22 protein-coding genes are annotated in these 23,646 nt (G+C 60.1%); 1 reads left to right on the plus strand and 21 read right to left on the minus strand.

From position 1 onward, the window contains the following. Window positions 1-286: 286 nt before the first annotated feature. The 3 genes from ACTM82_RS06715 to ACTM82_RS06725 all read right to left on the minus strand — a co-directional run bounded on the left by ACTM82_RS06715 (window position 287) and on the right by ACTM82_RS06725 (window position 3,191). A complete protein-coding gene (locus tag ACTM82_RS06715; protein WP_441055391.1) occupies window positions 287-1,687 on the minus strand; it encodes a phosphoglucomutase/phosphomannomutase family protein in 1,401 nt (466 codons plus the stop codon). Between the two features lie 175 nt (window positions 1,688-1,862). After that, window positions 1,863-2,756, minus strand: a complete 894-nt coding sequence (locus ACTM82_RS06720; RefSeq protein WP_441055389.1) for a homocysteine S-methyltransferase family protein — start codon at window positions 2,754-2,756, stop codon at window positions 1,863-1,865. Window positions 2,757-2,768: 12 nt separating this feature from the next. Then, complete coding sequence (locus ACTM82_RS06725) at window positions 2,769-3,191, minus strand: metal-dependent transcriptional regulator (RefSeq protein WP_154518396.1); 423 nt, start codon at window positions 3,189-3,191, stop codon at window positions 2,769-2,771. 120 nt (window positions 3,192-3,311) lie between these two features. Between ACTM82_RS06725 and pepT the strand changes: the two genes are divergently transcribed. Next, window positions 3,312-4,559: a peptidase T gene (gene pepT, locus ACTM82_RS06730; protein ID WP_441055393.1), complete on the plus strand. Its 1,248-nt coding sequence runs from the start codon at window positions 3,312-3,314 to the stop codon at window positions 4,557-4,559. A gap of 255 nt (window positions 4,560-4,814) precedes the next feature. Here the strand turns inward: pepT and ACTM82_RS06735 are convergent, their stop codons facing one another. From ACTM82_RS06735 to ACTM82_RS06820, 18 genes are all read right to left on the minus strand, one after another. Then, window positions 4,815-6,068 carry an LCP family protein gene (locus tag ACTM82_RS06735; RefSeq protein WP_441055387.1) on the minus strand — a complete coding sequence of 418 codons (1,254 nt, stop codon included), beginning with the start codon at window positions 6,066-6,068 and terminating at the stop codon, window positions 4,815-4,817. Between the two features lie 12 nt (window positions 6,069-6,080). Then, window positions 6,081-7,364, minus strand: a complete 1,284-nt coding sequence (gene murA, locus ACTM82_RS06740) for a UDP-N-acetylglucosamine 1-carboxyvinyltransferase (RefSeq protein ID WP_441017009.1) — start codon at window positions 7,362-7,364, stop codon at window positions 6,081-6,083. Window positions 7,365-7,452: 88 nt separating this feature from the next. Beyond that, window positions 7,453-7,845 carry an ATP synthase F1 subunit epsilon gene (gene atpC, locus ACTM82_RS06745; RefSeq protein WP_427727755.1) on the minus strand — a complete coding sequence of 131 codons (393 nt, stop codon included), beginning with the start codon at window positions 7,843-7,845 and terminating at the stop codon, window positions 7,453-7,455. Window positions 7,846-7,850: 5 nt separating this feature from the next. Continuing rightward, window positions 7,851-9,305, minus strand: coding sequence for a F0F1 ATP synthase subunit beta (atpD, locus tag ACTM82_RS06750; protein ID WP_427727748.1), 1,455 nt, complete (start codon window positions 9,303-9,305; stop codon window positions 7,851-7,853). Next, a complete protein-coding gene (gene atpG, locus ACTM82_RS06755) occupies window positions 9,305-10,213 on the minus strand; it encodes an ATP synthase F1 subunit gamma (protein WP_441041458.1) in 909 nt (302 codons plus the stop codon). Before atpG ends, atpD begins: the two co-directional genes overlap by 1 nt. Window positions 10,214-10,218: 5 nt before the next feature. Further along, window positions 10,219-11,826 (minus strand): F0F1 ATP synthase subunit alpha, encoded by a 1,608-nt coding sequence (atpA, locus tag ACTM82_RS06760; RefSeq protein ID WP_427727745.1) that lies wholly within the window; start codon window positions 11,824-11,826, stop codon window positions 10,219-10,221. Between the two features lie 2 nt (window positions 11,827-11,828). After that, window positions 11,829-12,290 (minus strand): F0F1 ATP synthase subunit delta, encoded by a 462-nt coding sequence (locus ACTM82_RS06765; RefSeq protein ID WP_441038863.1) that lies wholly within the window; start codon window positions 12,288-12,290, stop codon window positions 11,829-11,831. A 7-nt stretch (window positions 12,291-12,297) separates the two neighbouring features. Continuing rightward, the gene (gene atpF / locus ACTM82_RS06770; protein WP_427727741.1) at window positions 12,298-12,894 is read right to left on the minus strand and encodes a F0F1 ATP synthase subunit B; all 597 of its coding nucleotides are present in this window, start codon (window positions 12,892-12,894) and stop codon (window positions 12,298-12,300) included. A 21-nt stretch (window positions 12,895-12,915) separates the two neighbouring features. After that, window positions 12,916-13,107 (minus strand): ATP synthase F0 subunit C, encoded by a 192-nt coding sequence (locus ACTM82_RS06775; RefSeq protein WP_303941830.1) that lies wholly within the window; start codon window positions 13,105-13,107, stop codon window positions 12,916-12,918. 98 nt (window positions 13,108-13,205) lie between these two features. Then, window positions 13,206-14,003, minus strand: a complete 798-nt coding sequence (gene atpB, locus ACTM82_RS06780) for a F0F1 ATP synthase subunit A (protein WP_441032000.1) — start codon at window positions 14,001-14,003, stop codon at window positions 13,206-13,208. A gap of 45 nt (window positions 14,004-14,048) precedes the next feature. Further along, complete coding sequence (locus ACTM82_RS06785) at window positions 14,049-14,342, minus strand: hypothetical protein (RefSeq protein ID WP_441031998.1); 294 nt, start codon at window positions 14,340-14,342, stop codon at window positions 14,049-14,051. A gap of 468 nt (window positions 14,343-14,810) precedes the next feature. After that, window positions 14,811-15,458 carry a uracil phosphoribosyltransferase gene (gene upp, locus ACTM82_RS06790; protein ID WP_040359658.1) on the minus strand — a complete coding sequence of 216 codons (648 nt, stop codon included), beginning with the start codon at window positions 15,456-15,458 and terminating at the stop codon, window positions 14,811-14,813. A 123-nt stretch (window positions 15,459-15,581) separates the two neighbouring features. Further along, a complete protein-coding gene (gene glpK / locus ACTM82_RS06795) occupies window positions 15,582-17,123 on the minus strand; it encodes a glycerol kinase GlpK (RefSeq protein ID WP_441055385.1) in 1,542 nt (513 codons plus the stop codon). Next, window positions 17,077-17,880, minus strand: coding sequence for an L-threonylcarbamoyladenylate synthase (locus tag ACTM82_RS06800; protein WP_441055383.1), 804 nt, complete (start codon window positions 17,878-17,880; stop codon window positions 17,077-17,079). The genes glpK and ACTM82_RS06800 overlap by 47 nt, the downstream gene beginning before the upstream one ends. A 209-nt stretch (window positions 17,881-18,089) precedes the next feature. Further along, window positions 18,090-19,340, minus strand: a complete 1,251-nt coding sequence (locus ACTM82_RS06805) for a N5-glutamine methyltransferase family protein (RefSeq protein ID WP_441031993.1) — start codon at window positions 19,338-19,340, stop codon at window positions 18,090-18,092. A 631-nt stretch (window positions 19,341-19,971) separates the two neighbouring features. Further along, on the minus strand, window positions 19,972-21,039 hold the full coding sequence (prfA, locus tag ACTM82_RS06810) for a peptide chain release factor 1 (protein WP_154518366.1): 1,068 nt from the start codon (window positions 21,037-21,039) through the stop codon (window positions 19,972-19,974). Window positions 21,040-21,338: 299 nt separating this feature from the next. Continuing rightward, on the minus strand, window positions 21,339-22,766 hold the full coding sequence (locus tag ACTM82_RS06815; protein ID WP_441055381.1) for a M20/M25/M40 family metallo-hydrolase: 1,428 nt from the start codon (window positions 22,764-22,766) through the stop codon (window positions 21,339-21,341). A 72-nt stretch (window positions 22,767-22,838) separates the two neighbouring features. Beyond that, on the minus strand, window positions 22,839-23,624 hold the full coding sequence (locus ACTM82_RS06820) for an amino acid ABC transporter ATP-binding protein (protein ID WP_427794051.1): 786 nt from the start codon (window positions 23,622-23,624) through the stop codon (window positions 22,839-22,841). Window positions 23,625-23,646: the final 22 nt, after the last annotated feature.

The raw sequence follows: 23,646 nt of genomic DNA on the forward strand, positions 1-23,646 counted from the left end.
GAAAAACGAATCCAAGTCAGACCATTTCAAATGGTTCGATGTCTGCCCGGATGCGACACATCTGGTGTGTCCATCCTCGCAGTATCCGGTTCTCAAGGTGCACGCCTGCGCGTCTCATCCGGTCCGACCGGGCCGCGCGGCAAGGAGATATATTGCCAGACCGGAGGGGCCCGCGGGGCGGGAATCTGGTTGCACACAGCTCCTACACATTTATACCCGCAGCTGACGCTTGCCAGTCGTTACCTACCACTCGCCGAGCATATCTTTATATTGAGCAGCCCCATGGCTAGAGCCGATATGCGCCCCGAGCCAAAGCGCAGCCGGCATCAAGCAACTCGTCGCGCTCCTCCACCGAAAAGCCCTCGGCGTACACTCGCACCACCGGCTCAGTGCCACTCGGGCGAACCAACAGCCAGGTATCATCCTCAAATGCCAAACGCAAGCCGTCCATGTGACTTACGCTCTGCGGCGCCTTGCCGCAAATCGACTTGGGATTCACACCGGGAAGCAGCGTGCGCAGCGACTCGGCATCTTCTGCCTCAAGTCGTAAATCTCGACGGCCATAACTTGTTTTTCCAAAACTCGCCTCGAGCTGATCGACCAGCACGCCCAGCGAAGCCCCCGTCTTTGCCATGAGCTCACACAGGAGTAGGCAAGCGAGAATGCCGTCACGCTCGGGCATATGCGCGGCAATGCCGATGCCACCGGCCTCCTCACCGCCCATAAGCACCCCGTCTTTTTTCATCTCGGCGGCTATATATTTGAAGCCAACCGGTTTTACGGTCACGCGGCAACCGAGTGCCTCGGCAACACGACGTACAAGCGTCGAGCACGATAGATTGACGACGACTCGCCCCTTCAAATTGCGAAACTGAACCAATTCGCCCATTACGAGCGCCATGATCTGATGCGGATGTATATATCTACCGCGCTCGTCGACCGCGCCAATACGGTCAGCATCGCCATCGGTCACCAGGCCGGCACACGCACCGTCTTCGATAACTGCACGCTCGCAGGCATCCACCCACGGCTCTACGGGATCGGGACAGATATCCCTCCAATCCGATGCTTGCCCCGCATGAGTCTCATGGACCTCAACACCCAGCTCGCGCAGCAAATCGGCAAGATAACCTTGAGCCGCTCCCCCCATGGGGTCGACCACCACGCGCAGATGAGCGGCACGAATGGCATCGGCATCGACAAACGATGCTACCGCTCGCATATAGTCGGGAATGATATCCGCCGTGCGATACTGCTCCTCGAGCCCCAGAGGTTCGGCGGCCATCGTTGCCTCGAGTTCTTCGATGACGTCCTGGTTTGCCGTGGAACCATCGCCCATGCGCAGTTTGAGACAGAGATAGCCCTGCGGATGATGTGAACCGGTCACCATGAGCGCCCCGCACGCCTCGCCATCGTATGCGGCAGCCCACGTGATGGCAGGCGTGGGTACAAAACGGGCCGCAAGCACGGCATCAAGGCCATGGGCCGCAAGCACGCCAGCTGCAAGTTCTGCAAACTCGCGCGCCCGGGGACGGGTGTCATACCCGATATATACCGTCTTGCCGGGATATGTCTTTTGCCAGAGCTCGCCGGCGGCATCAGCGATACGGGCAACATTGTCAGCGTTAAAATCCTCGCCGACGCGAGCGCGCCAGCCATCAGTTCCAAAATGAATTATCGCGCACACACGCAGACACCTCGCAGTGTTTGGATCATGGTACGCAGGTGGTATACCCGCAACGAGCGCCCGGCAAGCCGCCGGCGCACGCATTCACCGTTTAGGCAAAAGCCGTCGAGGGCGCATATAGACAAAAAAACCGCCCCGGTTGGGGCGGTAATTCGAATGTACTTTTCTTGGGACTCTATATATCGAGCGCGTCTGCCATAGCAGCCGTCGTGATCGCCGTGGTTCCGCAACAGCCACCAACCATTGCGGCGCCAGCCCGCTTCCACTCGACGCATGCGCGCGCGAAAGCTTCGGGGTCCTCGTGCCACACGGGCCCATCTTGCGTTTGGACCGGATTTCCCGCATTGGGACGTACAGTAACGGGCGTCGTGGCCATCTTGACCATTCTTGGTACCGCAGCGGTAGCCGCTGTCAGGGTGCAGCAATTGATCCCAACCGAGCTCGCACCGTGCTTCTCGGCATACAAGATGGCACCTTCGATGTTTAGGCCATCACCCAGCAGGTCGCCCTTGTCATCAATAGCAAAGCTCACCAGAACGGGCATGCCATCAGCGGCATCATGGACACCGGCGAGCACGGGCTGCAGATTGCGGATAGACGTGATCGTCTCGACCAGAATCCCGTCGACGCCGGCGTTGAGCAGGGCGGACGCCTGCTCGCGAGCATTTGCGCGAATCTCTCGATACTCGGAAGAATCCTCGACAAACCACTCAATCGCAATAGGCCCCATGGACCCCAGCAATAGCTGGGGATTTGCCTGGCGGGCATCGTCGACCGCCCCGCGATTGACCTCTGCCATAGATGGAGCGATTTCATCGCGATCGAGCGCAAAACCCGATGCCTGGAACGTATTGGTAATAAGCACCTGTGCACCAGCGGCGGCATACAGTCGGTGGATGCGAGAAACCGTCTGCGGTTCGGCGAGGTTCCAAAATGCCGGCGGAATATCGGCGGCACCGTATTCACTCAGCAGCACGCTGCCCATCGGACCCTGTGCCAGCAGCGTCTCGCTGGCAAGTCGGCGCATAAGCTCCTCGCCGCCGAAGCGATTGTAATAACTCGTATCCATATATATGTTTCGCTATTCCTCGATGCTGATTCCCTGCTTTTCGAGATAGGCGAGCCAACGGACCATTGTGTCCTCGGAAAGCGCGTGCTCCATCATGCAGGCCTCGGCATCGGCGCGCTCAAAGTCGACGCCGAGCTCCTGGACCAAAAATGTGCGAATCAGGCGATGGCGATACCAGATAGCCAAACCGACCTCGCGCCCACGGTTGGTCAGGATAACCTTGCCGTAGTGAGACTGCTCGACAAGTTCGGATGCCTTGAGAGCCGAAACCGCCTTGTTGACCGATGCCTTCGAGACGCCAAGGCGCTGTGCGATATCGACCGACCGCACGCCATTAGTCTCCCCATCCTCGCTTTCGATGCGAACCATGCACTCCAAGTAGTCTTCGTTCGCCACCGTTAGATGTAGCTCGCGCGAGCTATTTGTCGTATCCATGAACATCCGTCCCTTCTGCATTCAATGGCTGATTCTACCCCATCCAAGCGTCGCGGTATGCCGCGGCATACCGTGCTAGAGTTCTTGTTGCACACGACAACCAAGATTGGAGCGGTCTCTATGGAAAACACCATCACGAACCCCGACGTACTCGAGCGTTTTTTGCGCTACGTCCAGATCAACACACAGTCCGAGGATGCCAACTGTGACCAGGTTCCGTCGAGCACCGTCCAGTTTGATCTTGCCAATGTGCTTGCCGAGGAATTGCGCGAGCTTGGTGCAACCGATGCCCATGTAACCGAAAACGCCTATGTCTGCGCTCACATTCCCGCGAGCGCCGGCTCCGAGAATAAGCCCGCCTTGGGCCTGATCGCGCACCTCGACACCACCGAGGTCGCACCGGGCGCCGGCGTAGCGCCGCACATCGTGCACTACGAGGGCGGCGACCTGGTTTGCGGCATCGTCGACGGCAAGCCCGTGTCCATGAGCACCGCCAAGCTCCCCGCCCTCAACAACCTTTTGGGCGAGGACCTGGTTTGCACCGACGGCACCACGCTGCTGGGCGCCGACGATAAGGCCGGTGTCGCCGAGATTATGGCGCTCGTCGCACGCATTGCACAGGACCCCAGCCTGCCCCACCCCACGCTTGGTATTTGTTTCTGCCCGGACGAGGAAATCGGCCACGGTGCCGAGCTGTTGGATATCGAGGACTTTGGCTGTAAGTATGCCTACACAGTCGACGGCGGTCCGGTTGGCGAGCTTGAGTGGGAGTGCTTCAACGCCGCGGAGGCTACCGTTAGCTTTGAGGGCCAGTCCATTCACCCCGGCGACGCCAAGGGCCGCATGGTTAACGCGGGCAATCTGTTCTGCGACTTCAATGCCCTGCTTCCCTACGTTCAGCGTCCGGAATACACCGAGGGCTACGAGGGCTTCTATCACCTCGAGGGCGTTTCTGCCACAGTCGACCATGCCACGGCGCGCTATATCGTCCGTGATCACGATGCCGCCAAGTTCCAGCAGAAGCTCGATCTGATGGATGCTGCCGCCGCGCTGCTCAACCAGCGTCTGGGCGAGGAGCGCGTAACGGTCGAGATCAAGCACCAGTACCGTAACATGGCCGAGATCGTCCGCGACTACCCAGAGCTGATCGAAGTCGCCAAGGAATCCTTCCTTGCCTGCGATGTTGAGCCCCAGGTGCTGCCGATTCGCGGCGGCACCGACGGTGCACAGCTGTCGTTCCGCGGCCTGCCCTGTCCCAACCTTTCGACAGGCGGCTACTGCTACCACGGCGTCAACGAGTTTGTCCCGGTCAGCTCGCTCGTTAAGATGACCGACGTCTTGCAGGAGCTCGTCGCCCGCTTCGCATAAGGAACTCGAATAATCTAGGTAAGCAAAATCGCCCCGTCCTCAAAACCGAGAACGGGGCGATTTTTTGGTGCAAGGGGAGTAGTCGGCATCGCTGGTTGAATCAACGTCAGCGAGCGACGTCCAGAGCGAACAATTTGTCATTCAAAAGGCAGGACATTGACCTTCTGGTCATGCCCTGCCTTTTGAATGACAAATTGTCGCTCTGGACGGCGCGCAGCGTCGAGCCGTTGCACGGGCTGGCAAGCCCGCGCAACCCTAGTAGTTGGCTTCGTAACCGTTGCCGTCGCCAGTGGGCTCCTCGTAATAATATGAGCTGTAATCCGAATCGTCCGAATCGCTCGAATCGTCCGAATAGCTCGAATCGCCCGAGCTTTCCGACGAACCGGCCGTACCGTAGGCGTAATCGTCAGAAGTATGGTTGCTCAAATCACCGATTGTGGAGCTGGTTCCGTCGGATAGGCCCATGGTGTTTGGTCCCTTAGGATCCTTGCCGGCATCGACGCGCGCCATCATCTCCTTAAGCTCGTCCTCGTAGACAAAGACATAGCTCTGGCCGTCGATCATGGTGGTTTCATCTGCGTAGGAAGGCAGATTCGCCGAATAGATGCCATCGACATCCATGCCGCGCATAGCATTGACCGTAGACACGATGTCCTGAACGCTCATATCGGTCACAAGCATATCGGACAGCGAATTAACCAGGTCGAAGACCTTCGTAGCATCAAAGTTGTTGAGAATCTGGTTGGCAAGGGCACCAAGCACCTGGCGTTGGTGACGCATGCGCGTATAGTCGCCGTCGGCATAGGTATAGCGGCAACGGGCATAGGTGAGCGCGGTAGCACCGTCCATGTGCTGCTGGCCTGCCGTAATCTTAATGTCCAGATGCTCGGGGTCATCGACATCATCGGTGGCGTTGATGTCGATACCGCCCACAGAGTCAATCAATGATTGCATACCGTCAAAGCTAACCTCGGCATAGTGGGAAATCTGCACGCCGCACAGCTCATTGACCGCTTGAACCATGGCCTCGGCACCGCCATAGGTATGGCAGGCGTTGATCTTCATGGTTTCGCCGTTATAGACAACCTTGGTATCACGTGGAATGGATATAAGCGTAGCCTGCTTTTGCGTAGGGTCGATGCGCGCCAAGATAATTGAATCGGAGCGATACGTGTCCTCGCCCGGACGACCATCGGTACCCAAAAGAAGCACGTAGAACGGATCCTTGGCCTCATTGGTATCCACCAAGATATGGCGCAGATTGTCGGTAATGACATTGGAATCGCCAAGCTTGCCCATAATGTTGGCGAACCACAGCCCGGCGGCAGTCGTAGCGCTCAACAGCACGCCAAGCACGGCGATAAGCGCAACGCGACGGATTGTCTGGCCGCGGCGGCGCTGACGAGCGCGCTCGGAGTAGCGTGCAACATTATCGCGACTGTAGATCTTGGCCTGTGCGCCGGTTGAAGGTCTTCGAGTATCCGCTAAGGGCTTCTTATTATTAAACATAGGCAACCTGCATTAGTAGATGACGGGATCGGGAACAGTGGCGTGCTCGACGTTTGCACCAAGTGCCTGCAGTTTTTCGACAAACTGCTCATAGCCACGTTTGATGTGATGAATGGCCGAGACCTCGGTAACGCCGTCGGCGATAAGGCCAGCAACGACGAGCGCGGCGCCGCCGCGCAGATCAGGCGAGGTAACCTGTGCACCCGAGAACCCCTTGACGCCATGAATCATGGCGTGATGGCTTTCGATGCGGATATCTGCACCCATACGGACCAGCTCCGACGCGAACATGAAGCGGTTCTCGAAGATATTCTCGGTAATCACAGAGCTGCCATCAGCAAGAGCGGAAAGCACCATGATCTGCGCCTGCATGTCCGTCGGGAAGCCCGGGAACGGAAGTGTCTGAATATCGACCGGCCTGATGCGCTCGACACGACTCACGTGAACGCCATTCTCGATTCGCTCACACTCGATACCCATGAGCTCCATCTTCTTGAGCACCATGCCCAAGTGAATGGGGCAAAAGCCCGTAACGTCGACACCGCGGTCATCGGCCATCAGAGCACCGGCAACGATAAAGGTGCCGGCCTCGATGCGGTCGCCCACCACGCGATGGGTAACGGGATGCAGCTCGTCCACACCTTCGATGGTCACGACGGGCGTGCCGGCGCCAACAATCTTGGCGCCCATCTCGTTGAGCATATTGGCAAGGTCGACGATCTCGGGCTCGCGAGCCGCATTATCGATAACCGTAGTGCCTTGTGCGCGCACGGCCGCCATGATGAGGTTCTCGGTAGCGCCGACGCTGGCAAATTCGAGCGTAACCGTGGTACCGCGCAACCCCTGAGGAGCGTTGGCATTGATGTAACCGTGTGCAGTGTCGAATTCTACGCCCAGCGCCTCAAGACCCAAGATGTGCATGTCGATCTTACGGGCACCCAGATTGCAGCCACCCGGCATGGCAATCTTGGCACGATGGAAACGGCCCAGCAGGGGACCCATCACGGCCGTGGAGGCGCGCATCTTGGCGACAAGCTCGTAGGGAGCCTCCCAGGAATCAACCTGAGAAGTGTCGATCTCGAGCGTATGCTCATCGAGAACGTCAATCTTGGCGCCCATACCCTTGAGCACCTTGCCCATAACATGGACATCCGAGATATCGGGCACGTTCTGCAGCGTCGTCTTCCCCGGTGCCAGAAGCGTTGCCGCCATGAGTTTGAGTGCAGAGTTCTTTGCACCCGAAACGGGCACGGAGCCTCCGATGGTGTGGCCACCTTCAACACGGATAATATCCAAGGTCTACCCTTTCAAAAAGCATGCCCGGGATGGCTGGGCCACCCCGGGCATGATGTGTTCGCAAATGGTCGAACGCCAAATCGTTTGACTATTGGGCAAGCATGAGCTTACACCATGCGATTTCATTATAGAGGTAGGCGCGGCGTGCATCATCCTCCGACAAATTACCCAGCTTCTCTTCAAAACCTTGAATATCAGCTTTAAGCTTGTCGGCATCGACGGTCGCCAAATCGCAAGCGCGCTCGGCGAGGACAATCACGACATCGTCCGCAACCTGGGCATAGCCGCCGTCCACAGCAAACGTGTGGTCGACGGTGCCCATTTGCTTATCACAAACGCGAACGTAGCCGCGATCGATCGTGCAGATCTCGCTAGCGTGACGCGGAAGAATGCCGAACTCGCCGTCCGTGGAAGGCAGGGCGACAAATGCCGCCTCGCCTTCATAAGCGCAGCTCTCCGGACACACGATGCGGATTTGCATAGCCACTACTTCTCCTCCATCTTGGCGGCGCGCTCGCGCACGTCGTCAATCGTGGACGCATAACGGAACGCCTGCTCGGGCAGGTCGTCGCACTCGCCGTCGACAATGGCGGCAAACGAGCGGACCGTGTCCTCGACACGGATGTAGACACCGGGGTTGCCGGTGAACTGCTCGGCGACGTGGAAGGACTGAGACAGGAACTGCTGGAGCTTACGGGCACGGTTGACCGTAAGGCGCTGCTCCTCGGAAAGCTCGTCCATACCCAGAATGGCGATGATGTCCTGCAGGTCGGAGTACTCCTGGAGCAGCTCTTGGACTGCGACGGCCACACGATAGTGCTCCTCGCCGACAATCGAGGGATCCAGGGCGTCGGAAGAGGAAGCCAAGGGGTCGATTGCGGGATACAGACCGAGCTCGGCGATGGAACGCGAAAGAACGGTCGTGGCGTCGAGGTGCGTAAACGTCGTGGCGGGAGCCGGGTCGGTCAGGTCGTCTGCAGGGACGTAGACAGCCTGAACGGAGGTGATGGAACCCGTCTTGGTCGAGGTGATGCGCTCCTGGAGGTCGCCCATCTCGGTAGCCAGCGTGGGCTGGTAGCCAACAGCGGACGGCATACGGCCCAGAAGGGCGGAAACCTCGGAACCGGCCTGGGAGAAGCGGAAAATGTTATCGATGAACAGCAGGACGTCCTGGCCACGATCGCGGAAGTACTCAGCGGTGGTGAGGCCGGCCAGACCGATGCGCAGACGCGCTCCAGGCGGCTCGTTCATCTGACCGTAGACCAAGCAGGTCTTGTCGATAACGCCAGACTCGCTCATCTCGAGGAACAGATCGGTACCCTCACGGGTACGCTCGCCAACGCCGGTGAACACCGAGGTGCCGCCATGCTCCTGGGCGAGGTTGTTGATGAGCTCCTGAATCAGAACGGTCTTGCCGACGCCGGCGCCGCCAAACAGACCAGTTTTGCCGCCACGGATGTAGGGCTCGAGCAGGTCGACGGCCTTAATGCCGGTCTCGAAGATCTCGGTCTTGGTAGTGAGCTCGTCGAAATGAGGTGCCGGGTGATGGATGGGATAAAACTCATCGATCTGGGGCATGGGCTTGCCATCGACAGGCTGGCCCATAACATTCCAAATGCGGCCGAGGGTCTCGGGGCCGACGGGCATCTTCATGGGTGCGCCGGTGTCGACCGCGACGACGCCGCGCTGCAAGCCGTCGGTCGACGTCATGGCGACGGTACGAACGACACCGCCGGGAAGCTGAGACTCAACCTCCAGGATGGTGCTGATGTGACCCATCGGCGTATCGGCCTCGACCGTGAGCGCGTTGTAGATCGAGGGGACAGCGCCATCGAACTTAACGTCGACAACTGCGCCGATGATACGGACGATACGTCCCTCACCGGCCGTCTGACGTGCCGTGGCCTCCTCGACCGCCGCTTTAACGGTGGTATCTGCCATTAGTGTTCCTCCAATGCTGCGGCTCCGCCCACGATCTCGTTGATCTCCGTGGTAATGGAAGCCTGACGCACGCGGTTATACGTACGGGTAAGAGTCGAGATGATCGACGACGCGTTCTCCGTGGCGGAGTGCATGGCCTTACGGCGCGCACCCTGCTCGGCGGCGGCCGAATCGATCAGCGCCTGGTGAATGACGGTCAGGATGTAGCTGGGGACCAGCTCAGCCAACACATGCTGGGCGCTCGGCACGAACTTGAACGAGGACGAAACGCGCTCGGGGCCCTCGTCTGCGTTCTTGCGCGGGCCATGTGCCATGGCGATCATCTCGGGGTCGAGCGGAAGCAAATGCTCGGTACGAAGAACCTGATCGACGCGGTTGCGAGCGTGATGGTACACGATCTCGACGCGGTCGAGCTGACCCTTGGAGTACTCGTCGCAGATATAGCTCGCGATCATGCGGGCATCCTCGAGGCTCGGGTCGGCCGAGGAACCCTCGAAGTGCATGACCGTGTTGGCACGGCTGCGGAAATACTCGCTCGCCTTGCGACCGCATGCGATGATCTCGCACTCGGCGCCATCATGTGCCCATTCGCGAGCGATTTTCTCGCAGGTGCGCTCAACGTTGACGTTGAAGCCGCCCGCCAGACCGCGATCGGACGTGATCGCGATGATCAGACCGCGCTTGAACTCCTCATGCGTCTTGAGCATGGGGTTGTCGCCGACAGTCTCTGTATCGCTCGCAACGGTGTGCATGACGTCGGTGAGCGCCTTCTTGTAGGGCTCAGCCTGCGTGGCTCGATCGAGCGCGCGACGGATCTTGGCCGTAGAGACCATCTCCATCGTGCGCGTGATCTGCTTGGTGCTCGTGACCGAGGAGATTCGCTTCTTAATGTCGCGAAGGTTAGCCATAGAGCTTAGTTCTCCTCTGCGCCCTCAGCTGCGCTCGCGGTGGAGGCATGCTTGGAGGCGTACTCGTTCTTGAAATCGGTGATGGCCTGAAGCAGCTGCTCTTTGGTCTCGCCGTCGATCTTGTTGGTACGGACCTTCTGCAGCAAGCCGCCAAAGCCAGCATTCATGTACTCGAGCAGCTCGGCGCGGAACGGCAGCACCTCGGAAAGGGGCAGGTCGTCGATAAAGCCCTCGTTGCCGGCGAACAGCGTAACGATCTGCTCGGCGACGTCGAACGGCTTAAAGCGCGGCTGCTTAAGAAGCTCGGTCATGTGCGCACCGTGGGTAAGCTGCTTTTGGGTGGCTGCATCCAGGTCGGAACCGAACTGGGTAAAACCGGCGAGCTCACGGTAGGCGGCAAGGTCCAGACGGAGGTTGCCGGCGACCTGCTTCATGGCCTTGGTCTGAGCGGAGCCACCGACGCGCGACACCGAGATGCCGACGTCGACTGCCGGGCGCTGGCCCTGGAAGAAGAGCTCGGACTGCAGGTAGATCTGACCATCGGTAATGGAAATGACGTTGGTCGGAATGTAGGCCGAAACGTCGCCGTCCTGGGTCTCGATGACCGGCAGGGCCGTCATGGATCCGTAGCCGTTCTTCTTGGACATCTTGACGGCACGCTCGAGCAGGCGAGAGTGCAGGTAGAAGATGTCGCCAGGATAGGCCTCGCGTCCGGGCGGACGATGCAGCGTCAGCGACATCTGACGATAGGCGACAGCCTGCTTGGATAGGTCATCGTAGATGACGAGCACATGGCCGCCGGGGTTGGTCTCGCTGGCGGGCTCGCCGTTCTCGCCGTTGTACATAAAGAACTCGCCGATAGCGGCACCGGCCATAGGGGCGATGTACTGCATAGGGGCCGAGTCGGCAGCGGTAGCCGAGACGATGATGGTGTAGTCGAGTGCGCCGTGCTGGGCGAGGGTCTCACGGATGTTGGCAACCGTAGAGGCCTTCTGGCCGATAGCGACGTAGATGCAGACCATGTCCTTACCGCGCTGGTTGAGGATGGCATCGATCGCGATGGCGGTCTTGCCGGTCTTACGGTCGCCGATGATGAGCTCACGCTGGCCACGGCCGATAGGAACCATGGAGTCGATAGCGAGCAGACCAGTCTGAACCGGCTCGCAGACCGGGGTGCGGTCGATAACGCCGGGGGCCTTGAACTCGATGGGGCGACGGTGCGTGGCGACGATATCGCCCAGGCCGTCGATGGGCTGACCCAGCGGGTTGACGACGCGACCGAGCATGGCGCGGCTCACGGGAATATCCATGACGCGACCGGTGGTACGGCACTCGTCGCCTTCCTTGATGACGTTGACGGCGCCGAACAGAACAGCACCGACCTCATCGCGGTCGAGGTTCTGGGCAAGGCCGTAGACGGTCTCGCCGGTCTCGGAGCTCTTGAACTCCAAGAGCTCGCCGGCCATGGCGTTGCGCAGTCCCGAGACGCGCGCGATGCCGTCGCCAACCTCGTCAACATGGGAAACCTCTTGCGTGTCGACGGTAGCCGCCAGGCCATCGAGCTTCGCCTGCAGGGCGCGGGCGATGCTTTCGGCATTGAGGGTATCGGACATAACTAGGCTTCACCTCCGTTATTCAAAATCGTGGAACCGAGGGCCTCACGCGCTGCGCGCAGCTGGGTCTTGACGGTAACGTCGCGACGCTGGCCGCGGGCCTCGAGAATCAGACCGCCGATGATGGACGGATCGACCTTCTCGATCAGGAACACCTTGCGTTTTAGATCGGCCTCGCATTTCTCGGTAATCGTGCGGCGCAGCTCGTCATCGAGCGGGACAGCCGTGGTGACGGTGACGCCTACGACGTCCTCGTCGGTCGCGGTTACCATCCGATAAGCCGATGCAATCTGCGGCAGAAGATCGAGCTGGCCGCGCTCGAACACGGTACCGAGGACAGCAAGCACCTCGGGGCTGGCGTTCGCGATGACCTCAAGCTCGTGAAGATCGCGGAACACACGGCCCTCGGCCTTAGCGGCCTCCAGGAGGGTGCGTGCATAGGTCTCGAGAACCCTGTTCTCCATGCGGCTGTTAGGCATTCAGGCTACCTGCTTCCTTTATGTAGCGCTCGATCAGACGACGCTGCTCGTCGTCGTTCTCGAGGGCCTCGCCGACAATCTTGGTCGCAACGGAGACGGAAAGATCGGCGATGGAGCCGGCAGCGGCGGCATAGATGGAGTTGCGCTCGTCCTCGGCGTTGGCGTGGGCCTTGGCAATGATGTCCTCGGCCTCCTCGTGAGCCTTGGCGATAATGCGGGCGCGCTCGGACTCGGCGTCCTGACGGGCGGCGGTCACGATGTCGGCAGCCTGACGACGGGCGTCGGTGAGGAGGGCGTCGGACTCCTTGCGGGCCTCGATGGCCTTGCGCTTGGTGGTCTCAGCCTCATCGAGGCTGTCCTTGATGCGCTTGCCGCGCTCTTCCATCGTCTGCAGAATCTGCGGCCAGGCGAACTTGGCCAAAACGATGAAGATGATGAGGAAGGCAATGAGTGCAGGGACGAATTCCGCCATCTTGGGGACGAGGATCTCGGCCTTGTTCTCAGACTCCTCGGCGAATGCCGACACCGGCATGGCGAGCATGGCGCCCGTCAGCGCAGCAGCGACTTTCGCGTGGTTGAAATGCTTCATGGCGACTACCTTCGTGCTCAATTACGAAATCAGCGTAACGACGAAGCCGATCAGGCCCAGAGCCTCGGTGAATGCAGATGCAAGAATGAAGACGGTGAAGGCACGGCCCTGGACCTCAGGCTGACGAGCCATAGCGCCCGTAGCACCGAATGCTGCAAGACCAATTGCGAGACCGGCACCGATAACGCCGAGACCATATCCGATAACTCCCACGATTCCTCCTTTGTCGTGCGCGTGTGCGCAGGATAAATACCTATGTTGTAGAGGCGCACGCGGGTGCCGCGCCTCCGAACACCAAATAAATGCGACCGCTAGTGGGCGTCAGCCTCTGCGATCTGAATGTACACGGCCTCGAGGACCGTAAAAACGTATGCCTGAACAAAGGCAACGATCAGCTCGACGGCGTAGATTACCAAAAGAATCAAAACCCACGCCACGCTGGGCAGGGCGCCCACGGCGTTCATGGCCGTAAAGTGCTCCAGCATCGGCTGGGCAAAGAGCGTGGCCATGATGGCGAACGAGCCCATGACGATGTGGCCGGCGAACATGTTGCAGAACAGACGGACGGCGAGCGTGACCAGGCGCAGGCACAGCGAGAAGAGCTCGATGACCCACACGAAGACGTTCATGGGGAAGGCGACGCCCGCAGGGGCGAGGCTCTTGAAGTACCCAAAGAAGCCGTGCTTCTTGATACCAAAATAGATGAAGTACACAAACGATACGAGTGCGAGGGCGGCGGTACAGCCGATGGCACCGGTGCCGGGCTTCATGCCGGGGATGAGGCCGATAAAGTTGTTGATCAGGATAAAGAAGAACAGCGAGGCCAAAAACGGGAAGTGCTTCTTCCAGTTGTCGCCAACGACACCCTTGGCGATATCGTCCTGCACGTACTCGATGACCCACTCGACGCCGTTAACGAAGAAGCCCTCGGGGACAACCTTCTGCTTCTTAGTAAACGCGAAAAAGACCACGAACATGACGACAGCGGCGATAAGCAGCCAGAACGAGTACTGCGTCAGGCCCGCGTTAAGGTCACCCACGACCGGAGCCGAGGAGAACTCAGCGACGAGCTCGGCGATCGCGCTGGGTAACTTGGCAAATGCGTCCAAGATTCCACCTTCCCTGTTTGCCCGCACCAAGGTGGGGCAACGCCTTTAATCCTTCATAATCACCATGCAGGCGATCACGATCCAACAAATCAAAAACCCGGCGAGCTCGCCGCACAAAAAGGCGATGAGCGCCACGGGGGCTACCAGGTGCACAATTACGACGCCCATAAAGAGCACCGCAAACGACACCATGATACCCAACATGCCTACCGTCATGTTGGCATCGCGTCGATGCGCCAGCACCGAAGCAAGCGCAAGGTACAACGGCAAAAATGCAACAAGACCGACGACGAATCCCGTTGCGATGAACGGCACGTGGCCTGCCAGCTCAACCGGCATGTGCGTTCCCTTCTCGCGACATATAGCCCACATGGAGCCATACCCCGCTCACATCGTCCTAGTATTTTAGGGCGCATGATTGCAAAATCAATGCACTGTTACCCAACCTTAATCGCGTCTTTAGCCCCTTGGGGTGTCAAACGGACAAAAGGCCGAGCACTGAGGACGAATGGGTCGCGATGGCCGACGAGCGTACTTGACAAACGCCGCCGCACCCGCGTAAGCGCAGCGCGACAGCGTTGTTGACTATTGTACGAACCGAACACGCGATGACAAGTGGGAAAACGTAAGTTAATACACAACTGTACATTTTCTTAAGACACTCTTTATACCGTACCTGCGGTATAGCGCGTTTTGGGCCCTCGGTGGCTGCGACGACACTCATAAATATGCGTGCAGGCGTCACTCGTACACCCGCACGCACCAATCATGCACGAATGAGCACGCGCAGCTGCCCATGCCTGGCGACTAGAGCGTGCCGTAGATGCGGTCGCCGGCGTCGCCGAGGCCGGGAACGATGTAGGCAGCCTCGTTGAGATGGTCGTCGATGGCGCAGGTATAGATATGCACATCTGGGTCTTTCTCGGTCAGCGACTTGAGGCCCTCGGGGGCCGCGACGATGCACAGCATGCGGATGTCCTTGACACCGCGCTCGCGCAGGTAGCTAATGGCCATCTCGGCCGAACCGCCCGTGGCGAGCATGGGGTCGACAACCAGGCAGATGCGCTGGTCGATATCCTTGGGCATCTTGCAGTAATACTCATGCGGTTCGTGGGTAACCTCGTCGCGCTCCATACCGATGTGTCCCACGCGAGCGGAGGGCACCAGGTCGAGGATGCCGTCGACCATGCCAAGGCCCGCACGCAGGATGGGCACGATGGCGAGTTTCTTGCCGGCGAGCTGTTTGAACGTGGCGGTAGTGATGGGGGTCTCGACCTCGACGTCTTCCATAGGCAGGTCGCGCATGGCCTCGTAGCCGTCAAAAAGCGCGAGTTCGCGCACGAGCTGGCGGAACTGATTGGTGCCGGTGTTTTTGTCGCGCAGGATCGACAGCTTGTGCTGGACGAGCGGATGATCGACAAGCGTCACACGGGACGCATCGTAGGTAACGGTCATGAGTTGATTGCCCCTTTCGTTGCGGCCGTAAAACGACCTTGCTGGCATGGCGCGCAGCGATGTTGCCGCCGCGCGCCATACACAAGTTTAGCGGTTTGCTGTATCGAGTGGCCCGTCGCAGCCCTACTGTGCGGTACTGAGCGAGCGCTTGACCGCATCGCGCCAGCCCGCAAGGTTTTGCTCGCGGCGCTCGGCGGACATGCGGGGAAGGAAGGTCCTAACGATCTGGGCATTTTGCTCCAGCTCTTCCAGGTCTTCCCAATAGCCGACGGCAAGGCCCGCCAAGTACGCGGCACCGATTGCCGTGGTCTCCACCGTCTCGCATTGCAGCACGGGGATATCCAGCAGGTCGGCCTGGAATTGCATGATGAACTCGTTGCGCGACGCGCCGCCATCGACAGACAGGCGTTCGATCGAAAGCCCCACGTCCTGCTCCATGGCGCGCAGCACGTCGTAGCTCTGATATGCCATGGATTCGCAGGCGGCACGTACGATGGTCGCACGGCTCGAGGCGCCGGTCAGACCGCACACGATACCGCGGGCACGCGGGTCCCACCAGGGAGCGCCCAAACCCGCAAAGGCGGGAACGAAGTAGCAGCCCTCGTTGTCGTTAATCGAAGCGGCGAGTTGTGCAGACTCGCTCACGCTCGAGATGATGCCCATGTTGTTGCGAAGCCAGTTCATGGTGGAGCCGGCGGCAAAGATGGAACCCTCGAGTGCGTAGCTGATCTTGCCGTCCGCGGCGATACCGATGGTGGAGACCAGACCGTTCTTGGATTCGACGACCTCGTCGCCGGTGTTCATGAGCATAAAGCAACCAGTACCATAGGTGTTTTTGGTCTGGCCGGGATGGAAACAGCAGTGGCCGAACAGCGACGCCTGCTGGTCGCCCGCCACGCCCATGATGGGTGGCATGTTGGTCATGATGTCGCTCGCGACGCGGCCGTAGTCGCCCGAACTCCAGCGAACCTCGGGCATCATGGAACGTGGAACGTCAAAGAGCGCCAGCAGGTCGTCGTCCCAATCGAGCGTATGGATATTAAAGAGTGCCGTGCGGCTGGCATTGGTGTAGTCGGTGGCAAAGACCTGGCTGCCGGTGAGGTTGTAGATGAGCCAGGTGTCGATGGTGCCAAACATGAGGTCGCCCGCCGCCGCGCTCTCGCGTGCGCCGTCGACGTTGTCGAGAATCCACTGCACCTTGGAGGCCGAGAAATACGGGTCGAGCGTAAGCCCCGTGCGGGAGCGCACCAGCTCTTCTGCGCCCTGCTCAACCAAATTATCGATCATAGACGCGGTGCGACGGCACTGCCATACGATGGCGTTATAGATGGGCTGGCCGCTCACGCGGTCCCAGACCACCGTGGTCTCACGCTGATTGGAGATACCGATGGCGGCGATGCGATCGGAATGAATCCCGCTCTTAAACTGAACCTCCATCATGACCGCAATCTGGCTGGCAAGGACCGCCATGGGGTCTTGCTCCACCCAGCCGGGACGCGGGAAGCTGGTTTTGACGCTGCGGCGCGCTTGGGCGACGATGCAGCCGTACTCGTCGACGATGGTCGCAAGTACCGAGGTGGTGCCGCAGTCGAGCGCCATGATGTAGGAACCGCCAAAGTCAAACGAGGCATCTTCCATGCCCAGGCTGCCCAGATTCAACGACATCGCTTACACCTTTCTGTTGCATCGGGTCGGACAGGACCCGCTCAATCTCTGACGCGGGAAGTGCGCCTTGGCGCAGGATCTGGAGTCCGCCGTGCTGGAACGACACGATGGTCGAAGCGTCGCGGCACGGCGTCTCGCCCGCGTCGACGGCCACGTCGACCCCTTCTAGAATGCGGTCTTCAACGTCGGCAAAGCTTGCCGGCGCGGGCGCGCCGTGTGTATTGGCGCTCGTACAGGCAAGTGGGCTGCCACAGGTGCGAATGAGCGCCTGTACCACGGGCGATGCCGACGCGCGAAGAGCCACCGTGTCGTCGGCGGCACGCATAAAGGTCGGCACGCAGGGAGCCGCCTTGACCACAATAGTCAGGGCGCCCGGCCAGCATCGTCGGGCAAGTATGCGTGCCTCTTCTGGGATATCCACGCCGTAGCGGTCGAGGGCCTCGGCATCATCGACCAGCCAGGCGACCGTTTGGGTGAGCTCACGATGCTTGAGGGTAAAGATGCGACGGTAGCCGGTACCGAGCGCGGGCACCGCGGCGCCGTTGACGGCAGCCTGCGGATCGCGCGGCCACGGCAGAGATTCGCTTGTATCTTGGGGCACGGCGTCCGAGAAGGCGTTGACTGCCACAGCGACGCCATAGACGGTCTCGGTTGGGATCAGGGCCAGGCCGCCACGGCCGAGCACCTCGGCCGTACGCTCGACGGCGAGCCGATGCGGCTCGCGCGCTCCCTCGAATACCCGATAGACCGTCTGCATGTGTATGCCAGCCCCTTACGCTCTGGTGAAAGTTTGTTTACTGAGGGGCATTCTCGCACGAAACGTTTAACCTATTTGTCCACAGCGCATGTTGGTTTGGTGAGCGGCTATAGCAGTCGGTGAAAGTGAGGGGTAATTGAGCCGTGACAAGCCTCTTTACATTTCCGGCGCAGCGCTCCCGCCGCCGCGCCGCCAATACGCTTCGTACTTTACTGACGTTGTTTGGGCTCGGTGACGATAGCTCGAACGATGCGGGGACGATCGGTGAGGTCACGGACGATGCGTACGTCCGAAAGACCCGCCTGGCGGCAGAGCTCGGCCGCGGCGTCGAGGGCACCCTCATAGAGCTCGCAGGCAAACAGGCCGCCGGCGCGCAGCATATAGGGCGCCGCATTGAGCAGGCGGCGGAAGATATCAAGGCCATCGGCGCCGCCCTCGAGCGCCAAATCGGGCTCAAAGTCCTTGACCTCGTGCGGCAGCGAGCGCATGACGTCAGTCGGGATATAAGGCGGGTTGGAAACGAGCACGTCAAAGGTGCCCCACTCCTCGCGGGGGATAGAGCTCACCAGGTTCGTGAGGCTGAAGGCGACCTCATCGGACGTCAGCCCGAGTGCATCGCGGTTTTTGGTGGCCAGGTCGATGGCGCGCGGCTCGATATCGGTAGCGGTGCAGGCGACATGGCCGCGACGCTCCCAAGCAAGGGAGAGCGAAATGCAGCCCGTGCCGCAGCCGACCTCGAGAACGCGGGCAATGCGGGGGTCGGCAGGCACAGACGCGGCGGCATCCTGCACTAGGGCCGTCTCTTGTTCGACGCCTTCGATGGCAATGCCGTATTCGTCGAGCTCGGGCTCAGCGACTTCCGCGGTCTCGGCCTCAGCTGCCTGCGCGGCGGCTTCCTCGGCCTCACGATCGGCCAGCTCCTCGGCATAAGCTCGGCTGCCCAGCACGTCTCCGCCCAACGCCGCCTCATCGGCAGCCGTGAGGTTGGCGGCACGGCGCTCGGCAGTCGCGCGTTCGTCAGCCAATGCGACTTCGGCTTTACGCGCCTGCTCGACCTCGTCGTTCCATGGCAACTCTACGCGCTGGCGGGTGGCAGCCTCGGGGCTCAGAACCTCGGCATCCAGATAATTGAGGACTTCCTCGACGAGCATCTCGGTCTCGGGACGTGGAATGAGCACGCCGGGGGCGCACGCGACGTCGATCATGCGGAACTGCGTGCTGCCGGTGATGTACTGCAGCGGCTCGCCCTTGGCGCGACGGACAACCGCCGCGTGCATGGTCTCGAGCTGTGCTGCATCGAGCGTGTCGTCCATACGCATATATAAGTCGATGCGCGCTAGGCCCGTGGCTGCGCACAACAGCCACTCGGCAGAAAGACGGGGGTGCTCTTCGCCGCGCTCGGCTAGGTACTCCTTGGTCCACTCGAGACAACGCCTGATGGTCCAGATCTCGTTTGCCATGGGTCCTCCCCTCTTAAGCGCCGGGCGGCGCGCGAATGTCGGAGCAGATTGTACGCGAGGGCGGCACGCGGCGAGAGACGATTGGAAGCGATTATCGAGAATCAGCCCAGAATTTTGCACCGGGCTCGCTCAAAGTGTTCATTCGCCGACGTCTAGATTTGCATTCGTCAAGCTTTTGGCAAGGTTGCCCCAAAACTGACCAATATCTAACCAAGAACTTGCCAAATCACTTGACGTGCGACGCACCAAAAAGGGCCCCGCGACTTCTTGGACGATTTTTCGAGCAATATTTTCAATAGCAGATGAAGGTTGTTAATTACTTTAAGCAGGTAGACAGATTAATTTCTAACAAAGCAGATTAAATAAACTCGAAAAGTAATTTACCCAACCTAGTCATTTAAGATCGTCCCCAATGACTACCTCTGAGGCGCCGCAGGTTGAGCATAAGTCCCCAATGACTACCCGCCGCAGGTAGAGGACGGACAGCGAGCGGGTCGCATTTGAGACAAGGTGACGTGGAACGAAAGGGCGCTGACCTTCTGGTCGCGCCCTTGAAGTTGAACGTCAGATTGTACAGGTGCGGCCCGCGCAGCGTCGGCCGGTCCGCCGTTCGGTAGAACGGCGGAACCTACTACACGGCCTGCGCCAGCTTCTCGGCACGCTCGGCGGCGGCAAGCGCCTCGATGACGGCACCGAGTTGGTCGCCCAGAAGGACGCCGTTGTAGGTGGAGTTAAAACCGATACGGTGGTCGGTCACGCGGTCCTGGGGCTGGTTGTAAGTACGGATCTTCTCGGAACGGTTTCCGTGGCCAATCTGGCTCTGGCGCTCGGCGCCGAGCTCGGCCTGCTGCTTCTCGAGTTCCATCTCGTACAGACGGGCACGCAGCATCTGCATGCAGACCTCGCGGTTTTGAATCTGGGAACGCTGCTCCTGCGACTGCACCACGGTATTGGTGGGCAGGTGGGTAATGCGCACGGCGGAGTAGGTGGTGTTAACGCACTGACCGCCAGGACCGGAGGCACAGTAGGTATCGATGCGCAGGTCGGACTGGTTGATCTGAACGTCGATCTCCTCGGCCTCGGGAAGCACGGCGACAGTTGCCGTGGAGGTCTGGATGCGGCCCTGGGACTCGGTCTTGGGAACGCGCTGGACACGGTGCACGCCGGACTCGAACTTCATGACGGAGTAGACACGGTCGCCCTCGACCTTGAACTCGATGGACTTAAAACCGCCGGCCTCGCTGGGGCTGGAGTCGAGCACGGTGGTCTTCCAGCCACGCGACTCGCAGAAGCGTTGGTACATCTTGTACAGGTCACCGGCGAAAATGGCCGCCTCGTCGCCACCTGCGGCGGAGCGGATCTCGACGATGGTGTTCTTGTCGTCATTGGGGTCACTCGGGATGAGCATGTACTTGATGTCTTCCTCGAGCTGGGGAAGCTTGTCCTCGTTCTCGGAGATGTCCATCTGGAGCATCTCCTTCTCGTCGGCATCGGTAGTGTCACGGAGCATTTCTTTGGCAGCCTCGATGTCGTCGAGCGCGCCGATGTACTCGCGCGCAGCGGCAATGAGGTCGGACTGGTGCGCGTACTCCTTGTTGAGACGCGTGAACTCCTTGATGTCGGAGGCGACGGCCGGGTCGGAAAGCTTCTTCTCGAGCTCCTCGTAGGCCTTGATGATCTTTTCGAGCTTGTCGCGCATGGCGGAACTCCTTTATATGCGTGAAGGTGAAAATCGGCGGAATTGATGGGGCGCATGGCGCCGTTGCGGGGTAAGCCCAGCTAGAACATGTCGATTTTCAGATACATGCGCATCCCTTCGCGTATAGGGTACATAGTTGCGGTCTAACCCATATATGATAGCGTGCGCAGGCAAACCTGCATATAACCCGCACGGAATGAGTGGACGTAGTCGTTGGGGACGTTCCTTAACGACGAGTCGTTTAAGAACGTCCCCAACGACTACAACGGCTAACAAAGGGACTGTCGCTTTGTCACATTCTAGAGCGTTTGAAGCAGAGCGATGAAAAAGTGGACACCCTGGAGGTAGGCACGGCGGGTAATGCGCTCGTTGGTGCCGTGGACACCGCGATCGCACTCGTCATCGTCGACCACAAACGCCGAAAAGCGAATGCATTCAGAGCAAATACGCTGATAGTTAGCCGCATCGGTGGCACCGATCACAGTTGAGGGCACAAAGCCGACAGCAGCCCCGCCCGCCGCATTCGGTACGTTTTCCTCCGCCCCCTTTTGATCACGAAAGTAGCGGGCGGCAATAGCGCGAACGGCCTCGAGCCCCGGTCCGCCAACACGTGGGGACGGCGAAGGTTCTGAGCTGCCGGGGCCAAGTTCGACCTCCACGCGCCCGGTAAGGCCCGCAGCGGCAACGGCCTCGCGGCAACGGTCAACAACATCAGCCACGCCCGTGCCCTCGAGCATGCGGAAGTTAATATTGGCCCACATATCCTGCGGCATCACGTTGGCGCCAGTGCTGCCGCCCTCAATCTGCGTGGGCGCACAGGTAGTGGTCACGAGCGGATAGAGCTTGTTGCTGGCGAGGCAGTCGCGAACAATGACGCCTCCGTTGGCGGCAATCTCATCCGCCGTGTAGAGCCCCAACTCGACAAGCTGCGCGGCAAGCAGATCGGTCACGCGCGTCGGCCACTCGATATCGCAGATTGCGGCGATAGCGCGGCTCAATACCTCGAGCGATGTGCCGCCGTAGGGGTTGGACGAATGTCCGCCTTCGCTCTTCGTCTTGAGCACGATATCAGCATAGCCCTTCTCGGCAAGGTCGGCATGCATAAGCCAGCCCTCGCCCGCGCCGTACTCGGCAGCCGAAACAATACGGTAGTCACCCTCGTCGATCAGGTATTCAAGTTCAACGCCGCGCTCCTCGAGCACGCGGCCGATGGCCCCCGCTCCATACTGCGTGGTTTCCTCGTCCTGGCCAAAGGCGAGCAGCAGCGTCCGCTCGTGCTCCCAGCCGTGCACCAACGCATACTCAACCGCCTCGAGAATACCTGCGACCTGGTCTTTCATGTCGATAGCGCCGCGACCCCAAATGTAGGTGTCGTCCACGTGACCGCTAAAGGGGGCATGCGTCCAGTCGGCCTCGGTGCCGGGCACCACGGGAACCACGTCCATGTGGCCCATGAGCATAACGGGCTTGAGGGCAGGGTCGGAACCGCCAAGTGTCACCAGCAGCGAGTGGTCGATGAGTTCGACCTCGCCCGCCGCGAACACATGTGGCCACGCCTGCTGCATATAGGCGCGCAGGTCATCGAACGGCTGCCAGTTCACCGCCTCGGCATCCATACTCGAAACGGTCGGGAACGACAGCACGCGCCCCAGACGCTCGCACGCGCCAACTTCGTCCAAATCGGCAAAATCATCCTCATGCGCAAAGAAGCGCCAAACCTCGGCCATGACATCCTTTCGATTGTGATGACGAGGGCCGCCCCACCGGAACGGCCCTGCCATGCAAACATTTGCGGTTGGTTATTTGTCCTCGAGATAGCGCGAGAGGAACTCGCGGGTACGCTGGTGCTTGGGGTTGCCAAAGAGCTCCGCCGGCGCGGCGTCCTCGAGGACCACGCCCTTGTCCATAAAGACCACGCGATCGGACACGGTGCGGGCAAAGGCCATCTCGTGCGTGACGACGACCATGGTCATGCCGTCGGCAGCGAGCTTGCGCATGACCTCGAGCACCTCTCCCACGATCTCGGGGTCGAGTGCGGAGGTCGGCTCGTCGAACAGCATGATCTGCGGATTCATGCATAGGGCACGAGCGATGGCCACGCGCTGCTTTTGACCACCGGACAGGCGACCCACGGCGGCGTGCGCGAACTTTTCGAGTCCCACGCTCGTCAGATGCTCCAGCGCGACCTTTTCGGCCTCGGCCTTGGTCATCTTTTTGAGCGTGACGGGCGCAAGCGTGCAGTTATCGAGCACGTCCATGTTGTTAAACAGGTTGAAGCCCTGGAACACCATGCCGATGTCCTCACGCAGCTTGTTAATGTTGCAGCGCTCGGCCGTGAGGTCCTGGCCATGGAACCAGATATGGCCCGCGTCCGGGGTCTCGAGCAGGTTGAGGCAGCGCAGAAAGGTCGATTTGCCCGAACCCGAAGCGCCGATAATGGTAACGACCTCGCCGGGGTTAACGGACAGGTCGATGCCCTTGAGCACCTCGAGCGAGCCGAAGCTCTTGTGCAGGCCCTCGACGCGGATGAGCGGCTCATTGGTCTGTGCGGCGGCCGCAGCGCCGGTAGTGGCGGTATCTGCCATGATGATTCTCCTCGTCTTGAGC

The sequence above is a fragment of the Collinsella sp. HCP3S3_E5 genome, from assembly GCF_052067635.1.
GTDB lineage: Bacteria > Actinomycetota > Coriobacteriia > Coriobacteriales > Coriobacteriaceae > Collinsella.

Coding starts and splice junctions, on each gene's coding strand:
- ACTM82_RS06720 (WP_441055389.1), bottom strand. CDS start 2,756: ATGGATACGAGTTATTACAATCGCTTCGGCGGCGAGGAGCTTATGCGC.
- ACTM82_RS06725 (WP_154518396.1), bottom strand. CDS start 3,191: ATGGATACGACAAATAGCTCGCGCGAGCTACATCTAACGGTGGCGAAC.
- pepT (WP_441055393.1), top strand. CDS start 3,312: ATGGAAAACACCATCACGAACCCCGACGTACTCGAGCGTTTTTTGCGC.
- ACTM82_RS06735 (WP_441055387.1), bottom strand. CDS start 6,068: ATGTTTAATAATAAGAAGCCCTTAGCGGATACTCGAAGACCTTCAACC.
- atpC (WP_427727755.1), bottom strand. CDS start 7,845: ATGCAAATCCGCATCGTGTGTCCGGAGAGCTGCGCTTATGAAGGCGAG.
- atpD (WP_427727748.1), bottom strand. CDS start 9,305: ATGGCAGATACCACCGTTAAAGCGGCGGTCGAGGAGGCCACGGCACGT.
- atpG (WP_441041458.1), bottom strand. CDS start 10,213: ATGGCTAACCTTCGCGACATTAAGAAGCGAATCTCCTCGGTCACGAGC.
- atpA (WP_427727745.1), bottom strand. CDS start 11,826: ATGTCCGATACCCTCAATGCCGAAAGCATCGCCCGCGCCCTGCAGGCG.
- ACTM82_RS06765 (WP_441038863.1), bottom strand. CDS start 12,290: ATGGAGAACAGGGTTCTCGAGACCTATGCACGCACCCTCCTGGAGGCC.
- atpF (WP_427727741.1), bottom strand. CDS start 12,894: ATGAAGCATTTCAACCACGCGAAAGTCGCTGCTGCGCTGACGGGCGCC.
- ACTM82_RS06785 (WP_441031998.1), bottom strand. CDS start 14,342: ATGCCGGTTGAGCTGGCAGGCCACGTGCCGTTCATCGCAACGGGATTC.
- upp (WP_040359658.1), bottom strand. CDS start 15,458: ATGACCGTTACCTACGATGCGTCCCGTGTGACGCTTGTCGATCATCCG.
- glpK (WP_441055385.1), bottom strand. CDS start 17,123: ATGTCGTTGAATCTGGGCAGCCTGGGCATGGAAGATGCCTCGTTTGAC.
- ACTM82_RS06800 (WP_441055383.1), bottom strand. CDS start 17,880: ATGCAGACGGTCTATCGGGTATTCGAGGGAGCGCGCGAGCCGCATCGG.
- ACTM82_RS06805 (WP_441031993.1), bottom strand. CDS start 19,340: ATGGCAAACGAGATCTGGACCATCAGGCGTTGTCTCGAGTGGACCAAG.
- prfA (WP_154518366.1), bottom strand. CDS start 21,039: ATGCGCGACAAGCTCGAAAAGATCATCAAGGCCTACGAGGAGCTCGAG.
- ACTM82_RS06815 (WP_441055381.1), bottom strand. CDS start 22,766: ATGGCCGAGGTTTGGCGCTTCTTTGCGCATGAGGATGATTTTGCCGAT.
- ACTM82_RS06820 (WP_427794051.1), bottom strand. CDS start 23,624: ATGGCAGATACCGCCACTACCGGCGCTGCGGCCGCCGCACAGACCAAT.